Annotated in this window: 10 protein-coding genes and 1 pseudogene; 3 read left to right on the forward strand and 8 right to left on the reverse strand. The window is 71.5% G+C overall.

Features of this window, described 5'->3' with window-relative positions; genetic code table 11:
• Nucleotides 1–443 precede the first annotated feature (443 nt).
• The 3 genes from ACZ6N8_RS30250 to ACZ6N8_RS30260 all read left to right on the forward strand — a co-directional run bounded on the left by ACZ6N8_RS30250 (nucleotide 444) and on the right by ACZ6N8_RS30260 (nucleotide 3,454).
• Nucleotides 444–1,562, forward strand: coding sequence for a helix-turn-helix domain-containing protein (locus ACZ6N8_RS30250; RefSeq protein WP_466014346.1), 1,119 nt, complete (start codon nucleotides 444–446; stop codon nucleotides 1,560–1,562).
• Nucleotides 1,563–1,704: 142 nt separating this feature from the next.
• Nucleotides 1,705–2,613, forward strand: a complete 909-nt coding sequence (locus ACZ6N8_RS30255) for a tyrosine-type recombinase/integrase (protein WP_466014348.1) — start codon at nucleotides 1,705–1,707, stop codon at nucleotides 2,611–2,613.
• Between the two features lie 625 nt (nucleotides 2,614–3,238).
• Entirely contained in the window at nucleotides 3,239–3,454 is a 216-nt protein-coding gene (locus ACZ6N8_RS30260; protein ID WP_466014350.1) for a hypothetical protein, read from the forward strand.
• Nucleotides 3,455–3,755: 301 nt separating this feature from the next.
• On the opposite strand, the gene ACZ6N8_RS30265 is transcribed toward ACZ6N8_RS30260, so the two are convergent.
• The 8 genes and pseudogenes from ACZ6N8_RS30265 to ACZ6N8_RS30300 all read right to left on the reverse strand — a co-directional run.
• A complete protein-coding gene (locus tag ACZ6N8_RS30265) occupies nucleotides 3,756–4,253 on the reverse strand; it encodes a DUF4913 domain-containing protein (RefSeq protein ID WP_466014352.1) in 498 nt (165 codons plus the stop codon).
• Nucleotides 4,250–6,028 carry a type IV secretory system conjugative DNA transfer family protein gene (locus ACZ6N8_RS30270; RefSeq protein WP_466014353.1) on the reverse strand — a complete coding sequence of 593 codons (1,779 nt, stop codon included), beginning with the start codon at nucleotides 6,026–6,028 and terminating at the stop codon, nucleotides 4,250–4,252. The genes ACZ6N8_RS30265 and ACZ6N8_RS30270 overlap by 4 nt, the downstream gene beginning before the upstream one ends.
• Nucleotides 6,025–7,509, reverse strand: coding sequence for an ATP/GTP-binding protein (locus tag ACZ6N8_RS30275; RefSeq protein ID WP_466014355.1), 1,485 nt, complete (start codon nucleotides 7,507–7,509; stop codon nucleotides 6,025–6,027). Before ACZ6N8_RS30275 ends, ACZ6N8_RS30270 begins: the two co-directional genes overlap by 4 nt.
• 9 nt (nucleotides 7,510–7,518) lie before the next feature.
• A complete protein-coding gene (locus ACZ6N8_RS30280; protein ID WP_466014356.1) occupies nucleotides 7,519–8,985 on the reverse strand; it encodes an SCO6880 family protein in 1,467 nt (488 codons plus the stop codon).
• The gene (locus ACZ6N8_RS30285; RefSeq protein ID WP_466014358.1) at nucleotides 8,982–10,238 is read right to left on the reverse strand and encodes a hypothetical protein; all 1,257 of its coding nucleotides are present in this window, start codon (nucleotides 10,236–10,238) and stop codon (nucleotides 8,982–8,984) included. The genes ACZ6N8_RS30280 and ACZ6N8_RS30285 overlap by 4 nt, the downstream gene beginning before the upstream one ends.
• Nucleotides 10,223–10,957: a DUF8175 domain-containg protein gene (locus ACZ6N8_RS30290; RefSeq protein WP_466014360.1), complete on the reverse strand. Its 735-nt coding sequence runs from the start codon at nucleotides 10,955–10,957 to the stop codon at nucleotides 10,223–10,225. The genes ACZ6N8_RS30285 and ACZ6N8_RS30290 overlap by 16 nt, the downstream gene beginning before the upstream one ends.
• A 10-nt stretch (nucleotides 10,958–10,967) precedes the next feature.
• A complete protein-coding gene (locus tag ACZ6N8_RS30295) occupies nucleotides 10,968–11,291 on the reverse strand; it encodes a hypothetical protein (RefSeq protein WP_244295426.1) in 324 nt (107 codons plus the stop codon).
• Nucleotides 11,288–11,562: pseudogene (locus ACZ6N8_RS30300) on the reverse strand (hypothetical protein); the annotation flags it as partial. The gene ACZ6N8_RS30295 and the pseudogene ACZ6N8_RS30300, both read right to left, overlap by 4 nt.

Here is an 11,562-nt window from a genome sequence, read left to right on the forward strand (position 1 = left end):
GCCGGGCGGTCGCTCGCCCGACCCTCCCGCCCGTGCCACCGTCGGTGGTCGCGCAGTCCAGGGTGGCGTGCCTCCGATCGGTGAGCAGTCGAGTGATCAGCGCGGTCGTCACTGCGCGGATAGCCCCGTGCAGCAGATCACGCAGGAGTAGGTCGGGGTCGAGCAGGTCCATCGTCGTCACTTCCGGTCGCTGTCGCGGCGTTTGCCGGCGGCCGCAACAACGCGAACCGCACCTCAAAGGAAAGATCGCCAGACGACCGAGCGGAAAGAGCCACGGACTGGCCCGGATCGATGCGGTTGAACTGCCTAAACTGTCGGACGGTGCATGGCCGTCGGACACCCTCGGACGGCGTCGGACACCGTCGGACCGGTTCGGATGAAGTGGAGAGGGCTCTACCGTGAGTGAAGCGCCCGGAGTCGAAGCGCCGAACCCAGCCTCCGTCATGACGGTAGCCGACCTGGCCCGGGAATTGCGAGTGCTGCGGATCTATTGCGGCAGACCATCGGTGCGGGACATCGCCGAGCGTGCTGACCAGCACGCGTTCAAGTCGCTGCCGCGGTCCACCGCCCACGACGTACTCAGCGGCAAGCGTGGCCTACCGCGGATGTCTGCGCTGATGGCGCTCCTGCAGGCCCTCGGTGAAGAAAACACCGGGCCGTGGCAGGATGCGTGGCGCCGCGCGGAACTGCACAAGCAGGGGCTGCTCGACCGCCCGGTCACCTTGGTAACACAACCCGCTGCACCGAAGTCCGCAGCGGCAGGAAGTACCCGGATCAGAGTGGTCAACGTGCAGCGGGGTGCCGCTCTAATCGAAGCTCTACCCGTCGAGGACGTGGTCGGACAGCTAGTCGACATGCCCGCGTCGGACGCCGCTCGCCGACTCGACGCGGTGACCGCCGTCCGAGCTGTCGAAGTGCTGACCGAGATGGACGACAAGGTCGCCGGCGACATCCTCGGCGAGATGCAACGGATCACTGCAGCCGCAGCGCTAACCAGCATGCCGCCGCCGGCCGCCGCCGAGCTGCTGCTGCGGATCAAGCACGATCCCCGCACCGGAATCCTCTCGCAGCTGCCCGCCGAGGCCGCACCAGTGATCTTCGCCGAGATGTCGGATTGGATCACCGTGCTCTCCCAGAGCGGAGTAGCACCCGACAAGGCCGTCCAATTCCTGGCGAACATGCCGATCGACGACGCGGTTGCCTTCTTCAGCAGAGAGGCGGCGACCGCCCCGAGATGGCTCGCCGTCGCGCCCCCGACGTTGGCAGGGCGAGTGGTGACTGCAGTCAAACCTGAACAGGCAGCGGCTTGGCTCAACAACATTCCGGGGACGGCCTTCGCCGCGATCGTGGACGACCGACACCCCGCCAGGATTCGGCCGATCCTGCCGCACCTGCGGCAGAACGCCGCCCGAGTGCATCAAGCCTTGGGCGAAGAACGGCTTGCCCGGCTGCTGGAGGGTGTTTCACCAGAAGAAGCCCAGGGCTGGCTGTTGCAACTACGGGGGCGGTTGGGCCCCGACGCGTTCATGCAGATCCGGCGGGCAGTACACAAGCGTCCCTGACCGTACTGCCCGGCCTCCTGTCCCCTCAGTGGATAAGCTGCCTTATCCACTGAGTAGCGGTACCCTCTCAGCGGATAACGTCGTTTAGCCCTGGCTGAAAGTCCGGCCGGCACTCAGTGGATAAGAAGGACGGTGGACCACCGTGGCCCGGACCGCGACCGCGAACGTCATCGCGCTACGCCCCGCCGACCCGACCGCCGCCGTCGACGGGGCCCTCGCGGCGCTGAACCGCCACCTCGACCGGTGCGCCCTGGCCGCCAACACGACCAAGGCGTACCGGGCCCGCACCCGCGCGTACGCCGCCTGGCTCGGCGAGCACGCCGGCGAGCACCCGGACGCCTTCGTCGACCAGGTCGGCGCCGAAGCCGCCGTCACCGCCTGGCGGCGGCACCTCATTACCACCAAGGCCGGCCCGTCCACCGTGAACCAGGCCCTGGCCGCCGTCGACCTGCTCTACGAGATCGGCGCCGGACTCCGGCTCAAGGTCAAGCGGGTCCGCGTGCCCCGCCCCGGCGAACCCGACGCCCTCACTCCCAAGGAGCAAGGCGCGGTCGAGCGGGCCGCCGACCGCCGCGGCGCCCGCGACGCCGCCATCGTCGCCGTGCTGCTCTACACCGGCGCCCGAGCGGAAGAGTGCGCCCGCCTCGACGTCGACGACCTCGCCCTCACCGCCCGCACCGGCACCATCCGCCTGCACGGCAAGGGCGACGAAGTCCGCCAGGTGCCGGTCCCCGCACCAGCACGCGAACGACTCAGCGCCTGGCTGCGCCATCGCGGCACCGAGGCGGGACCCCTGTGGACCGGGCAACGCGGCCGACTGACCACCTCCGGCATCACCCAGGTGGTGCTCACCGTCGGCGACGCCGCCGGCCTGCCCGGCCTGCGCCCACACCGCCTGCGACACACCTACGCCACCCGACTACGCCAAGGTGGCGCGGACTCCGCGCACGTCCAGGCGCTGCTGGGGCACGCCTCCCTGGACACCACCGCCCGCTACTTCCGGGCGGGCGCCATGGAACAGGCCGCCGTCGTCGAGCGCATCTTCGAGTGACGCGCAGGCCACGGCGAGGCCGCTGTACCTTCCGACTGTGATCGTGGACTGGGGGCGGCTGACGCCGACGTTGCGGGCGGGGGAGTGGACCTGCCTCACGCACGGGCGTATCCGTCCGCTCACCGGTGGCGTCGTTCCTGCCTGTCCACGCTGCGACGCGCTGGCCCATCAGGTGCGGGTCGACAGGTCCGGCAAGCGCCAGTTCGTCGCGCCCGCCCCCGCGCGCTGCTCCGGAGCTGAGCGGCACCCCCTGGGGCCGGGTGAGGTGATGGTGGGGTGGACGCCTTGCCCCTGCCCGCCGCCGACTACGCACCGCGGTCACCACCGATGGGCGTGTCGTCGATGCCCGTCGACGACCTACTACCCCCCGCTGGCGGCGACCTGACCGGCGAGCGATGCCACGGAATCAGGGGCTACCCACGGCAGCACCGAATGCCAGCGGGGCCCGAGAATTTCTCCGAACGTCCCGGTTGGACTCGGCGTGTCGGCCGGCTCTTGTCGGCGCTATGTCGGGTCGCTCGGTTACCGTCGATCTCGTACCGCTGTTGTGACTTGCTGTGGTTTTCTCCCGCGCGTCCGGCCTGTGTTTCGGAGCCATACCGCGGTGCTCCGAACCTCGGGGCGGATGGGAGAAAGCACGGTGGCGGAGCAGCAGGGGCAGGACCCTCCACGGGTCACCTCGCGTACCGAGCGGGTGTGGCGGAAGGCGAGGCCCGCGCTGGAGTTGGTCGCCTTGGTGGCGGCCTACCAACAGCGCGAGGGCCTTGCCGTGGCGGCGAAGGCCCTCGCGGTACTGGGACAGTCGACGGTGGAGTGGTTGATCGCCAGAACTCACCGATGACGTCCTACTGAGGGAGCGGGCGGGGAGCGAGAGCTTCCCGCCCGTTCTCTTTACTACGTCACCCAAGACTATGGCGGATGAGGTTGTGTTCAAGTACCGCCCGATGGTGTGTTGATTTATTCCCTCCGGTAACCCAGACCGTACCGCCGGCCGTAAATCTCCGTCACCAACTCCCGTTGGTGCTGCCTGGAGTTGCTTCCGGATCGCGCTTCCTGAGGGCGAGGGCGATCACCGAGAGGGTCACAGGCAGGGTAGAAGCCCCCTGCCTGACCTGCACCACGTCCGGGCTGATGCCGGGGAATCAGACGCCGGTTTCGTCGGGAAGCTGGGCCAGCACGTCTGGTGGCGCTGGCTCGACCGGCAGCGGCCGGGGCTCGGTGTGTTTGTCCGGTCCGCACCGGCTGAACGGTCCGTACTCGGCGGCCAGCGCGGCGAGGTGCGGGTCGAGGTGGTCGCGCCACCAGACGCTCATCCCGGTCTGCGGGTCGCTGACCCGCAGCGTCTCCCAGGCCCGCCAAAGCGCGTATAGGCGGGAGATCGCCTCGGGGTGCGCCCACCACCGCGCACACCAGTAGATCCCGCTGCTCGGCCCCGAGGCCAGGCGCCGCTCGACGACGTGGACGAGGTAGTCGCCGACGAACGCCTCCACGTTGCGGTAGACCGGTTCCGCGCCGGCCGGTTCCGCCGCAGGTGCCTCGGCGACCGGCGGGGTCGCGCCCGGGTCGCCGGCGAGCTGGCCAAGGAGCGCGGTGAGGTCGGCGACGGCGTCGGCGGCTGGCCCGGCGGTGGGCGTGGTCATGAGGTCGGCTCCGGTGGGACGTTGGGGGTGAGGGTCCAGTCGGTGCAGCCGGTGGGGTCCCAGTGAGCGATCGACGCGCGGATCGCTGCCGCGTAGGGCCCGTCCTGCCAGGGGGCAGTGCGGGCGAGCGCGGGTGGGGCGCCGGAGGCGTAGACGACCATCCGGCCTCGGGGCAGGGCGTGTAGGTCGGAGACGTCGAGGATGCGCTGGCGGCGAGTGGCGTGCGATACCGACCGCTGGCCCCACCCGGATCCGCTGCTGCTGGTCGACCGGGTGGTGACGTCGTGCTCGCCGATCAGCTTCGACAGTTCTTCGAGCCAATCTGGGTCGGCAACGCCGCCGCCGTAGGTGCGGACGTTCGCCGCCGACCAGAGCTTGCGCATACCCTCGCGACCCCACACGTCGACGCCCTGGGGGTAGGACTGCAGGATGGTGATGATCGGCAGGCCGTGGGAGCCGTAGTACGAGTAGAGATTGGGCAGTTGCCGCAGGCGGCAGATGTTCGCGGCCTCGTCGAGGATGCTCAGCAGCGGCGGGTCCAGGCGGCGGCCGGCTGAGGCGCGAGCGCGCAGCTCACCGGCGCGCAGGACGGCGTCGGTGAGGGCCGCGACCAGCGGGGCGGGGGAGCCGGGCCCGCCCTGAGAGAGCAGGTACAGCACGTCGGTGCTCACCACGAACGCGGCCGGATCGAACTCGAGGACCCCGCCACGGGTCGGCGGGGTCACCCAGGCGGTGACGGCCGGCTCGGTGAGGCACATGAGCATCTTCTGGGCGCCGGCGTAGATGCCGCCCCGGGTTTTGTCGGGCATGTTGACCACGCCGGAGACCGCGTCGGCGGGCAGCGCGAAGCCGTGCTCGCGCAGCAGCATCGCCGGTTCGTCGTCACGCGGGCTGACCGCCCACCGGTACGCGGCGAGGATGTCTCGGCCGGAGCAGGCGGCGGCCAGCAGCAGGTTGGCCACCAGTTCCTCGCTGGAGGGGTCGAAGAAGGCGTCGCGGCTGACGCCGGGTTCGCGTTCGGCGGCGGCGAAGTGCTCGCCGAGGCGGCGGGCGTCGGTGATGGTGGCCACCGAGCGGAGCGGGTTGAACCACATGCCCTGGTCGGGGCCGAGGATGTGCTGCGGGTCGAACGCCCACACCGTTCCTCGGGCGGCGCGCAGGTCGCGGGTGGCGTCGACGATGTCGCCCTTGACGCTGGTGACCAGCGTGGGCCCGGGGGCGGCGGCGATCGCGGGGATGGCCCGGCTGGTGGTCTTGCCGGTGCGGGGGCCCCAGATGTCGACGGCCATGTCCTCCCAGGACTGGCGCAGCGGCATCCCGCCGGCGACGGTGTAGGCGATCAGTACGCCGAGCTGGTCGGGGTCGGGCCGGTCGACGTCGGCGAGGCTGGGCCGCAGCCGCCGGCCGCTGTCGGCGACGCCCTTGGGGCTGAGGTGGGCGAGGTCGGCGCGGTTGGCCATCCGCCGGGCAGCGGAGTCGACGCGGGTGCGTCGTCGACGAGCCCAGCGCCGGACAGCCACCGCCGCGGTGGTCAGTAGCGCCAGGGCGGCGACCTCGATGGCCACGACGAGCGTGCACGCGGTGGTCCAGGAGATCTCGCCGCGCACCACCGCGGCGGCCACCCGGATCGGGCCGCCACCGGTGTACCCGGGCGGGTGGGTGAGCGCCACGGGCAGCCACACCCCGCTGGCGGCGACCAGGGCCAGGGCGGCGATGCCGCCAGCGAGTAGGCCGGCGTCGTCGTGGCCACCGCGCGGCCCGACAGGGCGGCTCACGCCATCGTCCAGCGGAAGTCGGTGTTGCCCAGGCGCATCTCCGTCTCGGTGGGCTCCAGGTGCACCGGGATGCCTGGCCGCGACCCGACCTTGATCAGGAAGTTTCCCCGGCCGACGGTCCCGCTGCCCTCGGCGGCCGTCCAGGACGGTGGCGCCGACCAGGACAGCACCTCACGGCGTTCGGCCTGCGACAGTGGCCGGACCCGGGAGACGGAGTCCAGCTCCTGCTCCGAGCAGGGGCCGATCATCAGCACCGCCGAGCGTTCGGCGAAGCCCCTCGCTTTGGCCCGGTCGTGGGCGGTGGGCAGCGCCTCCAGGTCGGCCAGGGAGTGGGTGATGAAGGCGGTGCCGGTGCCCTTCTGCCGGTTGAGGCGGGTGAGGCCGTCGGCGCGGTCGACCAGGCCGTGCCCGACGCGCAACGCCCGCCACAGCTCGTCGAGCACGGTGAAGAACGTGCGCGGCGGCGCGAGGCCGAGGTCGGCCATCAGGTGTGCGGCTTCGACCTGGGCGAAGCCGTAGGACCAGGTCGACAGCAGGGTCGCGGCGGTGCGCAGTTCGTCGGTGTCGTCGATGCTGGAGATGTCCACGCAGACGGCGGGGGTGTCGAGGCGGATCGCGGTGGTGGTCTGGCCCTCGAAGGTGTCGCCGAGCGGGCCGTGCAGCAGCGCCAGCAGGGTGCGGTGCAACCCGTTGGTCTCTTCCCGAAACTTCGGCAGGTCGTGCTCTTCCTGCCAGAGGGTGACGGCGCGGACGTCGGCGGGGGCGTCGCGCAGGATGCGCAGGACGTCGGAGAGCACCGGCGGGGTGTCGGTCTCGCGTTCGGCGAGGTAGCGCAGCGCAGCAGCGAGGACGGTGGTCTCATCCGAGCTGACGGGCCCGCGCCGGATCAGGGTGGCCAGGGCGACCAGCATGTTCAGCCGCCGGTCGGTGACGGCCGCGCGCACGACGGCGCCGGTGCGCTCGTCGACCCGGTCGAGGACTTGGCGCCAGGGGCCGGCGTCGAGGGGGTTGATCCGGTCCAGGCCCGGCCCGATGCGCAGGACCTGGCCGCCGAGGGCGCGGACCAGTTCGGCGTAGTCGGGTTTGAGGTCGCCGAGGATCAGCGGGGTGACGCCTTGGGCGGTGAGGCCGAGGACCATCCGCCGCACGGCCGTGCTCTTGCCCATGCCGGGTTCGCCCTCGATCCACACCGACGGGTTGTTGATCAGACGGGCGCGGGTGTACCAGGAGATCGGGTCGAAGCAGACGGCGGATCCGGTGTAGAGGTGCCGGCCGATCGGGACGCCGATCATCGGCGTCGACGCGCCGGTGCCGAAGGGGAACAGGCCGCAGACCTGCACGGTGGTGCCCCGGTACTCCGTCGGCGGTTCGATGTACGACCAGGCGCCGCCGCCCGGCCCGGTGTAGCCGAGCCGGCCGGGTCGGCGGCCGGCTGGTCGACGTGGCGGGGCGGCGGCGGTATCGGGGGTGCTCTTGGTCATGCCGGCGTCCTAGAAGGGAATGGTGGCGTGGGTGGGCAGGACCACCCCGGCGGGCAGGCCGGCGGCGAACCCGGCGGCCTGGCACCCGTACATCGGGCGCATCACCAGGCGGGCCTCTCCGGTGCGGGCCCGGATGATGCCGGTGGCCTCGTCGAGCTGCTTCTCGTCGGCGACGGTGGCGGTGACCAGCACGGTGAACCGGACGACTCCGGCGCCGGTGGCCTCTTCCTCGGCGGCCTGTTCGGCGGCGGCCAGGTCGGTGAGGTCGCGGGCGCTGGCGCGGTGCTTCTTGCTGGCGAGGAACCGCGCGTCGCGCTTGTCGGATTCGACGAGCCGGGCTGCCTCACCGGGGGCGTACGGCCGGTAGATCATCGTGACGCGTTTGCGCAGCAGTTGCGGGTCGGGGTCGGTCAGCCGGCTGAACAGCCGGGAGTACACCACCCCGCGTGGGGCTTCGACCATGCACCAGGTGCGGGAGATCCCGGAGTCGTGCCGGTAGGAGTCCCAGCTCTCCCGGGTGGCCACCGGGCCGGCCTGGGTCCAGTCGGGGGTGAGCTGGGGAGCGCGGGCGAGGTCGAGGGCGGCGGCCGGGTCGTAGGCGGCGCGTACCACCGCGGCGAGTCCCCGGGCGGACATCGGCGTGATGCCGGCGCCGGTGGCGCCGGTCAGCCCGGAGTGCAGGTGCGGCAGCCGGGTGGCGACCTCCCGGCAGACGTCCTCGTGGGACATCGACCTACCTGGTGGGGCGGTGTAGGTCAGCGACACCCGGGTGTCGACCGTTGCGGATCCGGCGGGGGACGTCTCGACCACCTCGTTGAGGACCTGCAGGGCCAACGCCGGCGCGTCCGGCCGGGACGTCGCGGCGACCTCAGTGGCGAGCCGGGTGCCCGGATCCGGTGTCGTCTCGATGGTGACCTGCGCCTGCACGAGCTGCGGCTCGCGCGACAGCGCGGCCAGCCACGAGGCCAGGTGCCCGACGCGGGCGTCGATGACGGCCTGGTCGACCAGGTCCATGCCCTCGGGCGCGCAGCGCAGGGTGACGGTGTAGTGCCGGCTTTGCGGGACCGCGACCACGGCGACGAGCCCGGAGCGGCCGGTCTCGACCTCGTACACCTCGGATCGGGCCAGCACGCCGGGCAGTTGGTGGGCGGCGGTGACTCGGGAGGCGACGCCGGAGATGTAGATGTGGTGGCGCCGGGAGCGGGCGAGCCACCACGCCACATGGGCGGTGATGACCTGAAAGCCGGTGCGCCCGTTGATCCGGATCGCCAGGGGAGCGAGGACAAGCAGGCCGGTGAGGGCAGTGATCAGCGCGGCCGGCGGCGAGACCGTCAGCATCGCTGCGGCGAGCACCATGACCAGGAACGCGGCGATGGTTCCGGCCGGCCCGAGCCCGAACAGCCCGGCACCGCGGCCGAGCCGCCAGTTGCCGTAGGTCCGCTGATCGCTGGTCCGCTCCTGCACTCCGGTGCTCACGAGCCCTCACCATTCGTCGCTCCGGACGCTGTCCCGCCGACCTTGCGGACCGCCGCTGGCCCGGCCTTCGTGGCAGCGACGCCCGCAGCGGCCGCGAGTCCGACCGGTCCAGCTGCGGCAGCTCCTGCCCCCGCAGCCCCAGCCCCGGCGCTGGCCGGGCCGTTGGAGGCTCCAGCCCCCGCTGCTGCGCTGCCGGCCCCTGCCATCCCGCCGCCGCTGGAGCCTGCCGTGCCCGCCCCGCCTCCGGACGGTCGGGCGGCCGGTGCGGACGGTGCTGCGCCACCTGGGCGGCCTGGGCCCCCGGGGGATCCCGGGCTGCCGGTGGTGCTGCTTGCTCCACCGGCACCGCTGACACGAAGTGCCCCAGACGCGAGCTGCCCGGCGCCTGACGCCGCGGCGAGGGCGACGCCACTGGATCCGCCACCGGAGGTGAGCACCGACACGGCCGGGGCGATGAGCCGCATCAGGGCGGGCAACGCCACGATGGCCATGCAGAACATGACCATGCCGGTGAGCACGTCGGTGAGGGTTTGACCCTGACCGAGCCAGAACACCGTGGCGTAGATCGTGGCGGCGGCCGGCTTGTAGAGCAGCAGCGCGAGCAGCCAGGTCATGTACCGGCTACGTACCGAGCCGCCCACGGCGGCGGCGGCCGGGAGTAGCCCGGCGAGCAGGACCAGGCCGGCGTTGCGGGCCAGCAGCAACAGCAGTTGCACCATCGAGGATAGGAACACCATGATCGAGATGCCGATCACCACGATCGCTGGCATTCCACCGGTCGCGGCGGCGGGAGCGAGCAGCAGGAGCCGCTTGCCGAGATCGCCGTTCGCGGAGGCGCTGAGGATCCAGTCGGCGTAGGCGTCACCGATTTCGATGAGCAGTTGTACGGCCGGCACACCGGCTCCGGCGAGCACGACCAGCGTTACCAGGTTCTTGGTGAGCGTGCCGGCCTCCTGGCCGTTGCGTTGCCACGCGATCTTGAGCGCGGCGAACAGCACCGTGCCCACGGCGATCGCCGCGACAGCCCAGTTGGTGTACGCGCGCAGATGTTGGACCGCTCCCTCGGCCTGCGACACCACCGGGGTGGGGATGGACAGCCACCCGGTGACCAGCGTCTTGAGCATCTCGGCGGCGGCCTGCGACGACTGCTCGGCCAGCTCGTCGAGGAACCGGGAGGCCGTGTTCTCCAGGATCTTGCCGGGGATGCACGTGGGGAGGACTGGGGGGCAACTGGGCACTACCGCGGCCCCCATTCGACGACCCCGGCGAGGTCGTTGGTGCGGCGGTTTACCGAGATCCAGGAGCCTCCCGGGGGCGCCTGCATCCGCCAGTCGCCGTCGCGCCAGAGCAGGGTCAGCGACAGGATGTGGTACTGCGGGGAACCGGCCGAGGGCGCGCGTAGAACGAGCCCGATCACTGCAGTGTCGGGGGTGTAGGACTGGTACTGGTAGCCGGCGATCTGGCTGAGTGAGCCGGGGTCAACGTCACTGGTGTCCACGCTGCTCATCTGGCCCAGCAGCCGGTCACGGTCTTCGCTGGGCACGAATTGCCCTTTGATCGTCGGCTCCCAGTATTCCCTGCCCAGAGACGACCTCATGAGGACCTGGGCGGCGGCGATGAGCGCGCCGTCGGGGGTGTGGGTGAAGCCGGAGGCGGTGGTGCCGTTGACCCGGCTCGGACCTGCGGTGGTGCTGACCGGCACGGGCAGGGATCCGACCAGCTCCCACCGCACGCCGGCCGGCGCGGTGGTCGGTACGGCGGTGGGCAGGTCCTGCGGCGATGTGGCGTCGCTCTGGGTGGGGGTCGCTGGCGGCGGCGTGCCGGTGGTGCTGCGGTCATCGCCGTCGGAGGCGATGGCCACCACCACGCCGGCGATGACGACGATCAGCACGAGCGCTGCGGAGGCGATGAAGCCGGGCCGCGTCCACGGCGGACGGTCGGCGAAGTCCTGGGTTGCAGACGAGCGCGGCATGACGTTTCTCCTAGATGAGCGCGGTGACCACCGAGGCTGCGCTTCCGATGAGAATGCAGGCGGCGAACACCCACCCGAGCGCCGAGACGTTGGTGTCGTCGCCCCGGCGGTGCGCCAGCGCCATCTTCCCGGCCGTGAAGAGCACCCCACCGACGCACGCGGCGATGGCCAGGTTCGCCACCCACTTCAGGAGCGTGAGCACCTTGTCACCGACGCCGGGGGGAGCCTCGCCGACCCCCGGGTCCGGTACGGCAGGCGGCGCAGGGTTGCTCGGCTCGGGTGCCATGCCAGCCAGGAAGTGCTGAGCGTGGTCTATGTAGTCGATCAGGGTCATCGTTTCCCATCCAGGTTCATTCGTGCCCTCTGCCAGATCGCGGTGCGCAGCGCCTCGATGTCCGGAGGGGCACCGACGTCGCGGGGGTCGTCGGCGGCGAGTAGCGCGTCGACCCAGCCGACGCGCCAGATCTGCGGGGCCCAGCCGCGTAGCAGTTGCAGTCGTTCGGTGGCGATGCGCGGCGGCCGCCGCGGCGATGCGGCGACCGCGACGACGCCCAGCAGCGTCATTGAGGCGGACAACCCCGAGCGGCGGCGCCACTGCTCGATGG

Source organism: Micromonospora sp. NPDC047521 (assembly GCF_055587305.1).